Annotated in this window: 16 protein-coding genes and 2 pseudogenes; 15 read left to right on the top strand and 3 right to left on the bottom strand. The window is 44.0% G+C overall.

What is annotated here, in order from left to right:
* Positions 1 to 5: 5 nt before the first annotated feature.
* A complete protein-coding gene (locus CHL1_RS17815; protein ID WP_070370406.1) occupies positions 6 to 386 on the bottom strand; it encodes an Rrf2 family transcriptional regulator in 381 nt (126 codons plus the stop codon).
* Positions 387 to 564: 178 nt separating this feature from the next.
* Between CHL1_RS17815 and CHL1_RS17810 the strand changes: the two are divergent.
* Together CHL1_RS17810 and CHL1_RS17805 are read left to right on the top strand one after the other, a co-directional pair.
* Positions 565 to 762, top strand: a pseudogene (locus tag CHL1_RS17810) (alpha/beta hydrolase); the annotation flags it as partial.
* A 130-nt stretch (positions 763 to 892) separates the two neighbouring features.
* On the top strand, positions 893 to 1537 hold the full coding sequence (locus tag CHL1_RS17805; RefSeq protein ID WP_250934230.1) for a GNAT family N-acetyltransferase: 645 nt from the start codon (positions 893 to 895) through the stop codon (positions 1535 to 1537).
* 297 nt (positions 1538 to 1834) lie between these two features.
* On the opposite strand, the gene CHL1_RS17800 is transcribed toward CHL1_RS17805, so the two are convergent.
* Entirely contained in the window at positions 1835 to 3037 is a 1203-nt protein-coding gene (locus CHL1_RS17800; RefSeq protein ID WP_187389181.1) for an IS110 family RNA-guided transposase, read from the bottom strand.
* A gap of 305 nt (positions 3038 to 3342) precedes the next feature.
* On the opposite strand from CHL1_RS17800, the gene CHL1_RS17795 reads away from it, so the two are divergent.
* Positions 3343 to 3570, top strand: coding sequence for a 4Fe-4S dicluster domain-containing protein (locus CHL1_RS17795; protein ID WP_250934229.1), 228 nt, complete (start codon positions 3343 to 3345; stop codon positions 3568 to 3570).
* Positions 3571 to 3581: 11 nt separating this feature from the next.
* Here the strand turns inward: CHL1_RS17795 and CHL1_RS17790 are convergent, their stop codons facing one another.
* Positions 3582 to 3908 (bottom strand): LysR family transcriptional regulator, encoded by a 327-nt coding sequence (locus tag CHL1_RS17790; protein ID WP_250934228.1) that lies wholly within the window; start codon positions 3906 to 3908, stop codon positions 3582 to 3584.
* Between the two features lie 171 nt (positions 3909 to 4079).
* Between CHL1_RS17790 and CHL1_RS17785 the strand changes: the two genes are divergently transcribed.
* The 12 genes and pseudogenes from CHL1_RS17785 (at position 4080) to CHL1_RS17725 (ending at position 15758) form a co-directional block, all read left to right on the top strand.
* Entirely contained in the window at positions 4080 to 4754 is a 675-nt protein-coding gene (locus CHL1_RS17785) for an epoxyqueuosine reductase (protein ID WP_250934227.1), read from the top strand.
* 151 nt (positions 4755 to 4905) lie between these two features.
* Positions 4906 to 5280, top strand: a complete 375-nt coding sequence (locus CHL1_RS17780) for a TnpV protein (protein WP_001129922.1) — start codon at positions 4906 to 4908, stop codon at positions 5278 to 5280.
* A gap of 366 nt (positions 5281 to 5646) precedes the next feature.
* The gene (tet(O), locus tag CHL1_RS17775) at positions 5647 to 7566 is read left to right on the top strand and encodes a tetracycline resistance ribosomal protection protein Tet(O) (RefSeq protein ID WP_000691758.1); all 1920 of its coding nucleotides are present in this window, start codon (positions 5647 to 5649) and stop codon (positions 7564 to 7566) included.
* Between the two features lie 51 nt (positions 7567 to 7617).
* Positions 7618 to 7807, top strand: a pseudogene (locus CHL1_RS17770) (cysteine-rich KTR domain-containing protein).
* A 471-nt stretch (positions 7808 to 8278) separates the two neighbouring features.
* The gene (locus CHL1_RS17765; RefSeq protein ID WP_000241709.1) at positions 8279 to 8791 is read left to right on the top strand and encodes a sigma-70 family RNA polymerase sigma factor; all 513 of its coding nucleotides are present in this window, start codon (positions 8279 to 8281) and stop codon (positions 8789 to 8791) included.
* Positions 8792 to 8885: 94 nt separating this feature from the next.
* Positions 8886 to 9311: an RNA polymerase sigma factor gene (locus CHL1_RS17760; RefSeq protein WP_000323895.1), complete on the top strand. Its 426-nt coding sequence runs from the start codon at positions 8886 to 8888 to the stop codon at positions 9309 to 9311.
* 712 nt (positions 9312 to 10023) lie between these two features.
* A complete protein-coding gene (locus CHL1_RS17750; protein WP_001170964.1) occupies positions 10024 to 11049 on the top strand; it encodes an AAA family ATPase in 1026 nt (341 codons plus the stop codon).
* Positions 11050 to 11572: 523 nt separating this feature from the next.
* Positions 11573 to 12538: a MobV family relaxase gene (gene mobV / locus CHL1_RS17745; protein ID WP_001820668.1), complete on the top strand. Its 966-nt coding sequence runs from the start codon at positions 11573 to 11575 to the stop codon at positions 12536 to 12538.
* An 8-nt stretch (positions 12539 to 12546) separates the two neighbouring features.
* The gene (locus CHL1_RS17740; protein ID WP_000743700.1) at positions 12547 to 13401 is read left to right on the top strand and encodes a ParB/RepB/Spo0J family partition protein; all 855 of its coding nucleotides are present in this window, start codon (positions 12547 to 12549) and stop codon (positions 13399 to 13401) included.
* 45 nt (positions 13402 to 13446) lie between these two features.
* Positions 13447 to 13674, top strand: coding sequence for a YdbC family protein (locus CHL1_RS17735; protein ID WP_250934226.1), 228 nt, complete (start codon positions 13447 to 13449; stop codon positions 13672 to 13674).
* Entirely contained in the window at positions 13674 to 13937 is a 264-nt protein-coding gene (locus tag CHL1_RS17730; protein WP_000253176.1) for a hypothetical protein, read from the top strand. The genes CHL1_RS17735 and CHL1_RS17730 overlap by 1 nt, the downstream gene beginning before the upstream one ends.
* Before the next feature lie 54 nt (positions 13938 to 13991).
* A complete protein-coding gene (locus CHL1_RS17725; RefSeq protein WP_476723731.1) occupies positions 13992 to 15758 on the top strand; it encodes a recombinase family protein in 1767 nt (588 codons plus the stop codon).
* Positions 15759 to 15832: the final 74 nt, after the last annotated feature.

Raw genomic sequence — 15832 nt, 5'->3', positions numbered from 1 at the left:
ATCTTTTAGATAATGTTGTAAAACCGTTTTTCCTTAAGATCGTTCACCATTTTCTCTTCAGCATCTCTCATAACCTTTTCGATTGGGCAAGCACCGTTCTCGTTCATTTCACAAGTAAAAAGAGCGCCGCTACCTTCAATGGCTTTTATGACGTCATAAAAGCTAATTTCAGTCTTAGGTTTTCTAAGACTATAGCCACCATTTACACCCGCAGTAGACTGAATAAGGTCAGCCTTTACTAATTGGGTTAGTATCTTGGACAGGTAGGTAGGTGAAATATTCATATGACTCGCTAATGGCTGAAGACTAAAATTGTTAGTGCCTTCCTGCTTAATGAAATAGGCCATTATATGCAAGGCATAATCCGTTGCTTTCGTATATTTCATAATTACTCCTCCACAAAGAAAATACAGACTGTATTTGTCTTTGATTATAAGCGACAAGATTTGAAATGTCAATAACATTTTTATCAGCAATAGATTTGCCCTATGACACAGGGAGTTTTTTTGTCATGCCCATCAAGCTGTGATATACTTGAAAAAAGTCGGCAATGAAGTGACGGGTATAGCAAAACGAAACGCCCCCTTGTCATTCGGAAAAGTTATTTGGGGCGAAAATTCAGCGAAGCTATTTATTGCTGTTCATGGCAATATGTCAAACAAGACGGATGCGGTCATCGTGACAGTTGCGGAAAAATTGACACAACTGGGATATCAGGTGTTGAACTTTGATCTGCCGGAGCATGGTGAACACAAAAATAAGGAGCTGGTTATCAGTCTAATATACGGACGCAAAGTCCAAGAAAGGAAGACGACATACCTATTGTTCTCTACATTCTAACAGCTTAAGCAACAAGATCCGATTAAGTAGGAAGAAAGGAATAGTTAGACACATGGACAAAGAAATTAAGATCAGGAATGAAGAAGAAAGCGATTATCAGCGAGTAGAAGAAATTACCAGAAAATGTTTTTGGAATTTATATATCCCGGGGTGTAATGAGCACTACCTGGTTCATGTTATGCGATCCCACGAAGATTTTCTACCAGCATTGGATCTGGTGATTGAAGTTGATAATCAGATCATCGGGAATATCATGTATACGAGAGCAAAACTGATTGATGAGTCCGGGGCAGAAAAAGAGATTTTAACCTTCGGGCCCGTCTGCATTTTGCCGGAGTATCAGCGAAAGGGTTATGGAAAAAAACTAATTGAGTATTCCTTTGAACTGGCTGTCGCACTGGGCTATGATGTGATTGTCATCTTTGGGAATCCGAATAATTATGTCAGCCGTGGCTTTAAGAGTTGCAAGCGATATAATATCTGTCTAGAAAATGATATCTATCCATCGGCAATGATGGTCAAAGAACTGAAACCGGAAGTCCTGGACGGAAGAAAATGGGTCTACCATCAAAGTCCGGTATTTGAAATCGATGAACAAGAAGCGGAGCGCTTCGAAGCGGGTTTGGAAAGCCTGGAGAAAAAATATCAGCCAAGTCAGGAAGAATTTTTTATTCACAGTCATTCGATTATTCGGTGAAAATGCTTTATGACAAACGAAATGTCACATTGACATCTCTGGCCGAACGAACAGCTTTCGCCGATCTTCGGAAACGGATCATTTTTAAAAAGGACATGATTGACATTTGATTTTCTAAAAGTATCGGTTGATTCTCAAGTCGTTTTATAGTTTAATGAAGTTGACTAAAAAAGCCTGCAAATAAAAAGTCAATAGGAAATTGAGAGCTTTGTAAAAAAAAGTATATTCAAGAAATAAGCACGACAAAAAGACCAGCAAATATCGTTGGTCTGAAGATTAGGAAATCTGTGGTAAGTGTTACGAAAGAGACAGCAGGTATTCTTTTACTCTACCATAGTAGATACGCAGAAACTTATTAGCGCCTGCAGTCATGTAAACATAGTAAGGTTTACCCTGAGCACGTTTCTTGTCGAGAAACTGATAAACAGCATCATCTTGTGGCTTGGTTTTGATAAGAGCATCCATGACCTGAAATAGCGTTTTACGCAAAGACGAAGAACCTCGTTTGGAAGTATGGACACTTTTTTGTTCATAGGTTCCAGACTGGTTAACACCTGGATCAACGCCTGCAAAGGCAGTAAGAGCACCCTTATGTGTAAACCGTGTAACATCGCCGATTTCAGCAATCAACTGAGGGCCAAGAGATGATCCAACACCTTTCATTCCCATGACGATTGAGTATTCAGGAAGTTTGGATGCGGTTTCATTCATCAGAGTACGAAGTGATTCTACAGTTTTGGAAGCAATGTTTAATTGATCGACAGCTTGTTTCACAATGAGTTTGGTCAAATGATCTTTAGGAAGTACAGGAACAAGTTCCTTTGCTGCTCCATAGATTTCTTCAGCTTTTAATTGACTGAAGTTGTACTTATTTCGCTTACACCATTTCTGATAATGGACGGTGAAAGCGTGAAGAGACATTTTACGAACACAGTCTACATGCCAGTATGCAGCAGCGAAATCAACCCATTTCTGGCTGCCATCATCACGAGCAGGGCTGTTGAAGTAAGTATTGACACCTGGATAGGTTTGATCAAGTATGCCGATAAAATTATTTTTCATAGCCGTTTTGTGCTTCATGTAAAAACCAAACTGACGGTTCATTGTTTTTAACTGATTACGTATTTCATCCATAAGATTATACTGTTTCAAATCATTCCAACTGTCAAGAGCATAACGCGCTATTTTAATAGCATCTGCTTTATCAGATTTGACTTTACGTAGAGAGTTGTCACCGAAATCTTTAATAAGCTTAGGATTTATGGCACTTACAAAAAGATTTGCCTGAGAAAGCTCACGTGCCAGTGGCTCATAATAACGACCCGTATGCTCCATAACGATGCGGGATTCGCCGTCAATGGATTGGATCTGGTTGATGAGAGAACGGATTTCTTTGGAAGTGTGGCGAATCTCAAAAGGCAAAGAAACAATCTCACCATACGGGCGGATAATAGCGATCATGCTTTTGCCCTTGGAAACATCAATACCTACTGCGTTCATGTTCATAAATTTGTCACTCCTTAAAATTATTGCAATGGATAAACACCAGTTTTACTCATTGCCTATTCAATCTACTGTGGTGTGACACGAACGTACTGTAGGACAGCAGTTCAACCTGCATAAAACGAACGCTGCGAATGAGGAGCCGGTTATCAGTCTTTTTTACGGACGCGAAGTCCAAGAAAGGCAGACGATATACCTATTGCTCTTACATTCTAACAGCTTAAGCAACAAGATGGATAATGTCCTAACTGGTTGTTAGGTACTATGACCATAAATATATTGTAGTAGACAGGAGATTAAAAATGGCAAAAAATTGGTATCCCGTTATTGATTATGATTCGTGCGTCAGTTGTGGTAGCTGCACGGCGAAATGCACCCATGATGTGTATGACCAGAAGAAAGCGCCAGCTGCCCATGTTGTTTACCCGGAAGGCTGTGTTGACCAATGTCATGGATGCGGCAATTTGTGTCCCAATGGATCAATTACCTATTTTGGCGATGCGACCGGTTGGGTGCCGCCAAATCGCTAAGCTTGGCATTTTCAAACAATTAGTTGGTACGGTCGTTTATCGACAACCTCAGCCAGTGATTTTTCACTGGCTTTATTTAATCTGCCAGATACCAATTTATCTCTGATAGTTGAAGCAAGTGCCAGCATTTCAATGGCGTATGGCAGCAATTGCTCCCCTGACTCAGTAAGAAATACTTTCTTTCCAATCCGATCAAGGAGTTTTGTACTCAGTTCCTGCTCCAATTGCTGAATTTGAGCAGAAATACTGGATTGAGCGTAGCCGAGCTCATCGGCTGTTCGGGTATAGTTCTTGTTCTTTGACAAAACTACAAAGGTTTTTAGTTGCTTTAAGTCCACGAGAGTAAACGCCTTTCTCGATACGATCGAAATTTTCGATTATTATAATAGAAATACTTTGTTTAACAGATTGATTATTTTATAGTAAACCTACTGTCGGGACAATAAAAATCCCGTATCTGATATAAAATAAGGAGTAACTAAGATGGATATGAAAAGGAGTAGGGTGATATGAAAACAGAATTACGTGAAAAAGCACTCAGTTTTGGAGCGGAAATTTGTGGATTTGCAGGCATTGAACGATTTGCAGGAGCACCAGACGGATTTCATCCGGCTGATCTATTTCCGGACTGTAAAAGTGTGATTGCCTTCGGAATCGCGCTTCCTAAAGGCATCTTCCTGGCGGAAGCCCAACTGATCTATGCGTATTATAATAATTTCGCGCTGCCTCTGGTTGATCGGCTTGCCTTTCAGACTGCCGTCTTTTTAGAAAAGACGTATCAGGGGATTGGCGTACCATTACCTTGCGATGCACCCTATGACTATTGGGATGAAGAAAAAATGGAAGGACGTGGTCTATTGTCGATGAAGCATGTGGCATATCTTAGCGGAATCGGGACGCTTGGCAAAAGTACATTGTTGCTCAACAACGAATACGGAAACCGCCTGGTAATCGGGTGTGTTCTGACCGATCTTCAAATAGAATCCGATGAAATGGCTGCTGAAGTATGTCTGGAACAGTGCGATTTATGTATCAAAAGCTGTCCCGCAACGGCAATTGGCGAAGGTCATGTCAGACAAAAACCGTGCCGAGTAAACAGTTTTGGTAAGACCAAACGAGGCCATGACACCGTCGTATGCAATCAATGCCGGACTGTTTGCCCAATGGGATTAGGCCTGGCATAAGCTAATGTGCAATGGTGGTATGAAAAAAGGCTTGCCGGGTATTAATTTCAATAAACTCCAGGCAAACATAAAAGGCACCTGCAATGAACGATTGATGTAGGACGGATTTTGCGGACATTCAAAATAAAAAAGAATGTGGAGGTAACAGACAATGGCAAAATCATTATTTGAGGAACTGGGCGGCAAATACGAAAGGCAAGGGGATTATTTGATACCGTGCTTAACTGTACCCGCCGAAGAAGAACAGGCAATAGGCATCTGGGGGCAACGGCATTTAGATTATCTAAAACAGTACCGTAAAGTTACATACACCAATCTTCTTACAAGCGGCAGGCTAAACGCCTACCTTGCCGACATCAACAGACAGGCACAGGAACGCTTTGAAAGGCTCATAGAGGGTATGAAACAGGCACAGGGCATAACGGAACAGCTAAAGGCAGAAAACGCCTTAGAATGGACAGGATGCCTCAATAACATAAGGGCTTGTGCGAGGGAGATTGTGGAAAAGGAAATTATTTTTGCATAAACAGATGATTAGTGGCAGGGGGAAATCCTGCCGCTTTTTCTGCTTTAGTTTGTCAGCTTGACAAATAAAGGGTTAAGGAATATAATTAGATTCAGTATTATACAAGGAGTTAATAAATATGCGGCAAGGTATTCTTAAATAAACTGTCAATTTGATAGTGGGAACAAAAAGTAGCAGTCCCGTTTCACTTTTAATATGGGGCTTAGTTTTTTGTACCCAGTTTAAGAATACTTTTATCATGTAATTTTATATGCCCGAAAACATATAAGTGTTTTGGGGCTATTGGAGTTATTTACCCAGTGATAGGAGTATTTATCACTGGGTATTTTTATGCCCTTTTTTGGGTGTTGATAGGAGGAAAATCACATGAAAATAATTAACTTAGGCATTCTGGCTCACGTTGACGCAGGAAAGACAACATTAACGGAAAGTTTATTGTATACCAGTGGTGCAATTGCAGAACTAGGGAGCGTAGATGAAGGCACAACAAGGACAGATACAATGAATTTGGAGCGTCAAAGGGGAATCACTATCCAGACAGCAGTGACATCTTTTCAGTGGGAGGATGTAAAAGTCAACATTATAGATACGCCAGGCCATATGGATTTTTTGGCGGAAGTATACCGTTCTTTATCCGTATTAGACGGAGCAGTATTATTAGTTTCTGCAAAGGATGGCATACAGGCACAGACCCGTATACTGTTTCATGCACTACAGATAATGAAGATTCCGACAATTTTTTTCATCAATAAAATTGACCAAGAGGGGATTGATTTGCCAATGGTATATCGGGAAATGAAAGCAAAGCTTTCTTCGGAAATTATAGTGAAGCAAAAGGTTGGGCAGCATCCCCATATAAATGTAACGGACAATGACGATATGGAACAGTGGGATGCGGTAATTATGGGAAACGATGAACTATTAGAGAAATATATGTCAGGGAAACCGTTTAAAATGTCAGAACTGGAACAGGAAGAAAACAGGAGATTCCAAAACGGAACGTTATTTCCCGTTTATCACGGAAGCGCTAAAAACAATCTGGGGATTCGGCAGCTTATAGAAGTAATTGCCAGTAAATTTTATTCATCAACGCCTGAAGGTCAATCTGAACTATGCGGGCAGGTTTTTAAGATTGAATATTCAGAGAAAAGGCGGCGTTTTGTTTATGTGCGTATATATAGCGGAACATTGCATTTGAGGGATGTTATTAGAATATCTGAAAAAGAGAAAATAAAAATCACAGAGATGTGTGTTCCGACAAACGGTGAATTATATTCATCCGATACAGCCTGCTCTGGTGATATTGTAATTTTACCAAATGATGTTTTGCAGCTAAACAGTATTTTGGGGAACGAAATACTGTTGCCGCAGAGAAAATTTATTGAAAATCCTCTCCCTATGCTCCAAACAACGATTGCAGTAAAGAAATCTGAACAGCGGGAAATATTGCTTGGGGCACTTACAGAAATTTCAGATGGCGACCCTCTTTTAAAATATTATGTGGATACTACAACGCATGAGATTATACTTTCTTTTTTGGGGAATGTGCAGATGGAAGTCATTTGTGCCATCCTTGAGGAAAAATATCATGTGGAGGCAGAAATAAAAGAGCCTACTGTTATATATATGGAAAGACCGCTTAGAAAAGCAGAATATACCATCCACATAGAAGTCCCGCCAAATCCTTTCTGGGCTTCTGTCGGGTTGTCCATAGAGCCGCTCCCTATTGGAAGCGGAGTGCAGTATGAAAGCAGAGTTTCACTTGGATATTTAAATCAATCGTTCCAAAATGCGGTTATGGAGGGGGTTCTTTATGGCTGCGAGCAGGGGCTGTATGGATGGAAAGTGACAGACTGTAAAATCTGTTTTGAATATGGATTGTATTATAGTCCTGTAAGTACCCCCGCAGACTTTCGGCTGCTTTCCCCTATCGTATTGGAGCAGGCTTTAAAAAAAGCAGGGACAGAACTATTAGAGCCATATCTCCACTTTGAAATTTATGCACCGCAGGAATATCTCTCACGGGCGTATCATGATGCTCCAAGGTATTGTGCAGATATTGTAAGTACTCAGATAAAGAATGACGAGGTCATTCTGAAAGGAGAAATCCCTGCTAGATGTATTCAAGAATACAGGAACGATTTAACTTATTTCACAAATGGGCAGGGAGTCTGCTTGACAGAGTTAAAAGGATACCAGCCAGCTATTGGTAAATTTATTTGCCAACCCCGCCGCCCGAATAGCCGTATAGATAAGGTTCGGCATATGTTCCACAAGTTAGCTTAACAGCTTGCAAAAGTCATATAAAATGAGATTTGAAAGGATTAGAGACTAATTATGATGAAATGCGAATGGATATTGTGTCCTGTTTGTGGGAGCAAAACCCGTAATAAAATTAGGAAGGACACTGTTTTGGAGAATTATCCCCTTTATTGTCCAAAATGCAGACAAGAAAGATTGATTAAAGTTGACAACTTGAAGATAACTGTCATCAAAGAGCCAGACGCTTAAGACGCAGAGCCGATGAAATTGTGGAACAATTCACGAATCATCGGCTCTTTTTGTTTCGTATTTGAAAGAACAAACTCACCAAATAAAAAAAACGATATTCGGGTGGGTTATTTTGTTATACCCTAAATTACCCTCTGAATTTGTTTTTAAATTTGGAGGGATTTTTTTATGTCCTTTTTTCGGGCAGTTATCTATCTGCTCATACGAAGCAAAATTTATCAATACATAGCATATCAGAGAACGGCAGGAAACCAGTTAAAAAAATTTCTGCCAGTGCAACGGTACTTCTCACCTTGAAAGTAGAAGTACAATCTCCATACAATAGAATTACTATTTCCTATAACCGTAAAGGTCACAGAGCCTTTGCGGTTTTTCTTTTGTCGATTTTTGTTGGAAAGTGCCGTAGGGCTGTTTCTGATATGCGGTGTCGTTCTCCGCCTCTCCATCTGGATTTTTTACATTTCAAAAATTCAGATGGGAGGTATTTATGGTGAAATATGCACCAAGAAAGGTATATATCAGAGAAAGTGGCGGCTATGTGGAATTATCCTACACGGAGTTCTGCCGTTGCAGGGAATCCGACCAGACCTATATGGACAAGCTGTTTATCCCCATTCAAGGCTGTCTGCTTGAAGTCGTGAGGGAGCAATACACAGACTTCTACCGTGACAAGGAACGGTGGCGTTATCTGCAAAAATTAGATACAAAGAATAGACTGCTATCTCTCGACGGATTTACGGACAGCGAGGGGAATCCTCTGGACTTTATCACTGATGAAGCGGTGGACATTGCAGAAACCGTTGTCAATGCGGTCATGGTGGACAGGCTGAAAGCCGCCCTGCCTTTGCTGTCGGATAGTGAACAGGAGCTGATACAGGCAATCTTTTTTGACGGACTTTCCGAGCGTGAAGTCGGGGCGAGGTTGGGCATAACCCAGAGCGTTGTAAACAAACGCAAAGCCAGAATCCTAATAAAACTAAGAAAGATAATAGAAAATTAAAATTTAAGGCGTTCAGCCCCCTTGTTTTTTCCTTTGGGAAGATGAGGGGGCTTTTCTCTGCCCTCTCAATCAATTCTGATTGGAGGAAGTAAGAATGGCATACAACCACGGACGGGAGGACAGGAAATGGCGTATCTGGAAAGAAGCGGAGGAAAAGCTGCTGCGTGAGTGCGGCGTTGATGAAGCGACCATTGAGCAGATACGCATGGCGGACAGGGCAGACTTCAATTCCAACAGGCGGTTTTACCGATGGACGAATGACGTTGCGGAATATCTTGAGGACATGGCAGGCAGGGAGCGGCAGGCGGAAGTGGGTACGGTTGCGGAGTTACTGGAAGAGATTGAGAGCGAAAATCTCTATCAAGTATTAGTCACGGTGGACGGGCGTACCTTGAAAATCGTCCTGCTGAAAATGCAGGGGTATTCCACAAAGGAGATTGCCCCGCTTGTGCATTTGACGACTGGTGCCATCTATGCGAGGTTAGACCATCTGCGGAAGAAGCTGCGGAAAATTTTATAGCTTCTAAAACAGCCTGCCATCCTGCGGGCTACTGGGTGAGGGATGGAAATCCCCTCACTCATTTTTTGCAGGAGGACAACAGGATGGCATACAGGGTTAAGGCATACACGCTTCGGGAGGAATCCACGGAAAGCGGCACAAGGTATTTTATCAGCTTTAAGGACGGGCAGGGCAAATCCCACGAGTTGGAAGTGTCGGAACAGTTCTTTATGGAGTTTCGGCAGATGGAGCGCAGGAACAGGAATCTTTTCTAATGGGACGAGCGGCACAGGGAGTTTAACGAGGTATGGGACGAAACCCTTTACAGACGGGCGTTGCGTGTGCCTAAGAGCCTTGATGAACGCATGGTTGAGGAAGAACGGAATGAAACGCTCTATAAGGCGGTTGGGAGCCTTCCAGAGATACAAAGGCGGCGTTTCCTGCTCTACTACGAGTATGAGTTCAATTTTTACCAAATCGCCGCTATGGAGCATTGCACCGCTTCGGCAATACAGAAATCTGTTGCGATTGCAAAGGAGAAAGTAAAGGCGGAAATTGAAGAAATATCTCCAACCGTGACCGACACCGCCCGAAAAAGAAATCTGTTTTTTATTTGTGTGGGATTGGCGGCATTACATACTCTCACTTTTTTCCGTGGGAGTAAATCTATTTTTAAGGAGGTCAACGCCTATGTGCAACGAAAACAAAGACACCGCCCGAAAGGAGGAAAGCCATGCAGAAGTTACAGACAGTCAACGCCGAAACGCTCCTTTATGAACCGCTTGAGAAACCATCCTTTGTGGTGGACAGCCTTATCCCGACAGGCTTATCGCTGTTCTGCGGCTCACAGAAGATAGGCAAAAGCTGGCTCATGCTGAAGCTATGCTTATGCGTGTCGCAGGGAATCCCTTTATGGGATATGCCGACAATGGAGGGCGATGTGCTTTACCTCTGCCTTGAGGACACGTTCTGCCGCATACAGGACAGGTTATTTCGTTTGACGGACGAAGCAAGCGGGCGGCTCCACTTTGCCGTGGCAAGCTGCAAGCTGTCAGACGGTCTTATCGTGCAGCTTGAAGATTATCTGAAAGATTACCCAGACAGCAGGCTCATTGTCATTGATACCTTGCAGAAAGTCCGTACAGCTTCAAAAGACAATGCCTATGCAAGCGACTATGGGGACATCTCCCTCATCAAAGACTTTGCCGACAGGCACTCTCTGGCGGTCATTGTCGTACACCACATCCGAAAGCAGAATGACAGCGACGTGTTCAACAAGGTGTCTGGGACGACAGGATTAACGGGGAGTGCGGACGCTACCTTTGTTCTGGAAAAGGAGAAACGTGCGTCTGACACCGCCAAGCTGTATGTGACGGGCAGGGACACGCCTTATCAGGAATACACGCTGCGTTTCCGTGATTGCCGTTGGGAGCTTGTGGAGCGGAAAACGCAGGAGCAGCTTGCGAAAGAAACGATACCAGATGTCCTTTTTCGGTTGGTGGATTTTATGAGGGATAAGGAAGAATGGATAGGCACGGCAACGGAACTGTTAGCCGCTATGGGGGAAACGGAAACCATACCCACGGTGATTACGAAATGGCTGAATGAATACCGCACCACATTTTTAAGCGAGAACCGTATCTGCTACCAGTACAGCCGCAGGAAAGACGGCAGGCGGATTGCCCTTGCAAGGAGGGCGGGTGACAGCGGTGATGGTGGTGACAGCGATATTAGGATACCCCCCTGTTACTGTCATTGACGCTTAAAGCCATGTAAAGCTGGCGGCTCTGCCCTGCGGGTGACAGCAGTGACGGTGGTGACAGTGATTTTAGGATACCCTGCCGCTGTCATCCCTACGGGAGAACACCCCGTAAACGCAAAATGCAGGCGTGAGATTTACTCGCCCTTTTCGGTCGTGTAAAACCACCCCTGCGGTCAGAAAAATCATTCCGATTTTTCCGACTGCGTTTACAGGGTGTAACACACTACACTTTGCCCTGCAAAGTCGTGTGCCAGACGTTCCCTCTGGACTCCCTTAAGGCAGGGCTGTGCCCTGCTATCCTACGCCTTACGGCTTCGGATAAAAGAATGGCGGCATGACGGTGACGGCTCTTGCGAGGGGGTATCCCAAAAACACCGTCATCATCGACATGACCGTCATGCAGGGGGTGAGGGTGACAGTTGCGGCAGTCGGCAGGGGGTATCCCAAAACTGCTGTCACCACCGTCACCGCTGTCACCCCAAAGGACGGTCACCCGCCGAAAGAAAGGAGGAATCCGCCTATGCCTTATGCAATCCTGCGTTTCCAGAAACGAAAAGCGGGCGGCGTTGCGGCTTGTGAACGCCACAACGAGCGGAAGAAAGAAGCCTACAAAAGCAACCCAGATATAGATATGGAACGCTCTAAAAACAATTACCATCTCATAGCACCACCAAAGTACACCTACAAGAAAGAGATTAACCGCATGGTAGCCGAAGCGGGGTGCAGGACAAGGAAAGACAGCGTGATGATGGTGGAAACGCTCATCACAGCTTCACCAGAATTTATGAACCAGTTACCGCCCGAAGAACAAAAAGCGTATTTCCAGACGGCTCTTGACTTCATTTCGGAGCGTGTTGGAAAGCAGAATATCCTCTCCGCTGTCGTCCATATGGACGAGAGAACGCCCCATATGCACCTCTGCTTTGTGCCGATTACGCCAGACAATAAGCTGTCAGCGAAAGCTATCTTAGGCAACCAGAAATCATTATCCGAGTGGCAGACCGCCTACCATGAGCGGATGTCCTCACGGTGGAATCAGCTTGAACGGGGGCAGTCCTCAATGGAAACCAAGCGGAAACACGTCCCCACATGGCTCTATAAATTAGGCGGCAGGCTTGATAAACAGTATGAAGAAATCGTGTCTGCCCTATCCGACATCAACGCCTTTAACGCAGGGAAGAAAAGGGATAAAGCGTTAGATTTACTCTCTGCATGGCTGCCAGACGTGGAGAAATTCTCTAAGGAAATCGGGAAACAGCAGGCGTATATCGACAGTTTGAAAGAGAGAATTGGGCAGGAATCAGACTATGCGGGGCGTATGCGTGATGAAAAGTACGAGCAGGAACTAAAGGTGCAGAAAGCGAATCAGAAGATATTTGAATTGCAGAGAACCAACGAGCAGATGGGGCGGCTGCTGTCAAAAATACCGCCCGAAGTGTTGGAAGAATTGCAGAAAAATCATAGAAGCAGAGCGAAAGAAAGGTAGATATGTGAATGAAGAAACAGGATTTTAAGGTGTTAAAGACCAAAGACTTGTACCCGTTCCCCGACAATCCGTTTCATGTGGCAGAAGATGAAACACTGTCAGAGTTAGCGGAAAGCATCAAGGAATTTGGCATTGTCACGCCGATAATCACACGCCCGAAAGAGGACGGGGACGGTTATGAAGTGATTGCAGGACAGCGGCGTGTCCGTGCTTCTGAACTTGCAGGGATAAATACCGTGCCTGCGTTTGTCCTGCCCTTAGACCGTGACCGAGCCATCATCACCCTTGTAGACAGCAATTTGCAGCGTGAGAATATCCTGCCATCGGAGCGGGCGTTTGCTTACAAGATGAAATCCGAAGCCATGAAGCGGCAGGGTTTCCGCACAGACTTAACCTCGTCACAAGTTGTGACGAAGTTGCGGACGGACGACAAGGTGGCACAGGGCTTCGGCGTGGGCAGGATGACCGTGCAGCGTTTTATCCGCCTGACGGAACTGATACCGCCGATTTTGCAGATGGTGGACGAGGGGAAAATCGCCCTCACGCCTGCGGTGGAACTGTCCTTCTTGAAGAAAGACGAGCAGGAAAACCTCTTTGCCACGATGGAGAGCGAAGAAGCAACGCCCTCACTCTCACAGGCACAGCGGATGAAACAGTTAAGCCAGAGCGGGCGGCTTGACATGGATACGATATTTGCGATTATGACGGAGGAAAAGGGCAACCAGAAAGAAACCTTGAAAATCAACACAAGCAAGCTGAAAAAATACTTTCCGAAGAACACAACGCCGAAGCAGATGGAGGAAACCATCATCAAACTTTTGGAGCGTGAGTTGCAGAGGAAACGCAACCGTGACAGCCGCTAATCTTCTTTTTTCGGGAAGTAAATACAGAGAGTTGAGGTATGGAGAATGAGAGAAATCCAGTATGAAATCGTAAAGGAAATCGCAGTATTGTCTACAGGCGACAGTGGCTACACAAAGGAAATCAATCTCATTTCATGGAATGGGAAAGAGCCGAAGTATGACATCCGCAGCTTTTCCCCGAACCGTGAAAAGTGCGGCAAGGGAATCACGCTGAACGCTGATGAAGCGGCACTCCTTAAAGCATTACAGAAAGAATTAAACAGCGAGGATTAATGGTATCTGATTGGCAGGGCGGGGACATTTCCAAACTCTTCCCTGCCCTGTCTGGAAAGGAAGATTTAAGTATGGGCGAGGATAAGAAAGCAGATAAAAAGAGAAAGCGTATCGTGCCAAAAGCACCAGTGCAGATGATAATCAGCCGTGAATATGTCGGCACACAGACCGTTACAGAAGCGTTTGTCCCGATTATCTCCGAGGATATTCGGAAGAAGATTGCCGAGGGCGACACCTTCGACAATGAGGGGCTGTCCGCTTAGAATGTACGCAATGGGACATGAAAACAGATAGGACAGATACGGAGGTTTTACAGTATGGCAGGAATCAAAGAAGAAAAGAAAATCTATTTAGTCGGCATTTATTGCCGCTTATCTAAAGACGATGGTACGGATAACGAGAGTGCGAGCATTGCGACACAGAAATCCATCCTCACGGATTATGTGAAAAAGCAGGGATGGCACATAGCAAAAACGTATGTGGACGATGGTTATTCTGGTACAAATTTCCAAAGACCAAGTTTCCAGAATATGATAAAAGACATTGAAAGCGGTCTGATAAACTGCGTGATTACGAAAGATTTATCCCGTCTGGGGAGAAACTATCTTGATTGTGGGTTATATCTGGAAGTTTTCTTCCCAGAGCATAACGTGAGGTATATAGCGGTCAATGACGGCGTAGATACCTTGAATAAATCTGCTATGGACATCACGCCTTTCCGCAACATTTTAAACGAAATGTATGCCGCTGACATATCTGTTAAGATAAAATCGGCATATCGGGCGAGGTTTCAACAGGGGAAATTCATGGGAACTACCGCCCCTTATGGCTATATCAAAGACCCTGCCGACCACAACCATCTGCTGATAGATGATAAAGTGGCACATGTTGTAAAAGAGATATTCGACCTTGCATTAAAAGGGAATGGAGTTGCCAAAATTTGCAGACATCTTAATAAACAGCATATCCTACGCCCTGCCGCTTATGCGGCGGAGCGTGGCGAAACAGGCTTTGAACGTCATTTTGAGGGGAACGAGGACAAACGCTATATTTGGAGTGGGAACAGCGTGAGGAGCATTTTAAGAAGCCCGATATATGCGGGAAATCTTGTAGGCTACAAACGGATTGCCGCCAATATGAAAAGCAAGAAACGCCCCTCTAAGCTGCCCGAAGAATGGGAAGTGATACCCAATACCCATGAGGGAATAGTCACGCAGGAGGAATTTGATATTGTCCAACAGCTTATTACAAGTCGTAGGCTTCCACAGAACAAGGGAGGATTTGTAAATATTTTTGCAGGCGTTATCAAGTGTGTGGACTGCGGATGTGCTCTGCGGGCAATGAACGTACACAGGAGGAAACGCCCAGAGATTATCGACTGTGTACAGTATTCATGTAATAATTATGCAAGAAACGGAAGAAGCGAGTGTAGTGCCCACAATATAGAAGCAAGGGATTTATTCAATGCCGTTCTTGCCGACATCAACTGTTTTGCGGATATGGCAGTGAATGATGAAAAGGCGGTCAGGGCCATAGAAAAGCGGCTCACGGAAACAGACCAGAGCAGGGCGAAAGCATTAGAGAAAGAACGTAAGAAGCTGAACAAACGCCTTGCGGAACTGGACAGGCTGTTTTCCTCTCTCTACGAGGATAAGGTCATGGAGCGTATTACCGAGCGGAATTTTGAGATGATGTCGGGGAAATACCAGAAAGAGCAGCTTGAAATTGAAGCAAGGCTGAAAGAGGTGACGGAAACTCTTAATGAAAGCTACGAGAAATCACGGGGAATCCGTGACTTCCTCGCCCTTATCCGAAATTATCAAGGCTTAAAAGAACTGGATGCAACAGTTATAAACGCACTCATAGACAAGATACTTGTTTCGGAGCGTGAGAAGATGGCAGACGGAACAGTGAAGCAGGAAATCAAGATTTACTATAAATTCATCGGCTTTGTCGATGAATTACATATCATACCTACAAAACGGTGGGCAGCAATGCCTGACCGACTGAGGAGCGACCAGAAGAAAACTGATTTTAAACCGAAACCAATGAACGATGAGGTAAGATCGGTTCATCTTTTTTAAAAATTAGCTTGCAAATAATTTTTAATCAACTTATCCTAAATTACAAGGATATCCTTTATCACTTAAAGGAGAAT

Origin of the sequence: Acetobacterium wieringae, from assembly GCF_023700225.1 — a bacterium.
GTDB lineage: Bacteria > Bacillota > Clostridia > Eubacteriales > Eubacteriaceae > Acetobacterium > Acetobacterium wieringae.
The sequence above is the reverse complement of the archived record's forward strand: the minus strand, read 5'-3'. Positions and strand labels throughout refer to the sequence as shown.

Coding starts and splice junctions, on each gene's coding strand:
- CHL1_RS17800 (WP_187389181.1), bottom strand. CDS start 3,037: ATGAACGCAGTAGGTATTGATGTTTCCAAGGGCAAAAGCATGATCGCT.
- CHL1_RS17760 (WP_000323895.1), top strand. CDS start 8,886: ATGGCATACAACCACGGACGGGAGGACAGGAAATGGCGTATCTGGAAA.
- CHL1_RS17750 (WP_001170964.1), top strand. CDS start 10,024: ATGCAGAAGTTACAGACAGTCAACGCCGAAACGCTCCTTTATGAACCG.
- CHL1_RS17785 (WP_250934227.1), top strand. CDS start 4,080: ATGAAAACAGAATTACGTGAAAAAGCACTCAGTTTTGGAGCGGAAATT.
- CHL1_RS17725 (WP_476723731.1), top strand. CDS start 13,992: ATGGCAGGAATCAAAGAAGAAAAGAAAATCTATTTAGTCGGCATTTAT.
- CHL1_RS17815 (WP_070370406.1), bottom strand. CDS start 386: ATGAAATATACGAAAGCAACGGATTATGCCTTGCATATAATGGCCTAT.
- mobV (WP_001820668.1), top strand. CDS start 11,573: ATGCCTTATGCAATCCTGCGTTTCCAGAAACGAAAAGCGGGCGGCGTT.
- CHL1_RS17795 (WP_250934229.1), top strand. CDS start 3,343: ATGGCAAAAAATTGGTATCCCGTTATTGATTATGATTCGTGCGTCAGT.
- CHL1_RS17730 (WP_000253176.1), top strand. CDS start 13,674: ATGGTATCTGATTGGCAGGGCGGGGACATTTCCAAACTCTTCCCTGCC.
- CHL1_RS17765 (WP_000241709.1), top strand. CDS start 8,279: ATGGTGAAATATGCACCAAGAAAGGTATATATCAGAGAAAGTGGCGGC.
- CHL1_RS17780 (WP_001129922.1), top strand. CDS start 4,906: ATGGCAAAATCATTATTTGAGGAACTGGGCGGCAAATACGAAAGGCAA.
- CHL1_RS17740 (WP_000743700.1), top strand. CDS start 12,547: ATGAAGAAACAGGATTTTAAGGTGTTAAAGACCAAAGACTTGTACCCG.
- CHL1_RS17735 (WP_250934226.1), top strand. CDS start 13,447: ATGAGAGAAATCCAGTATGAAATCGTAAAGGAAATCGCAGTATTGTCT.
- CHL1_RS17805 (WP_250934230.1), top strand. CDS start 893: ATGGACAAAGAAATTAAGATCAGGAATGAAGAAGAAAGCGATTATCAG.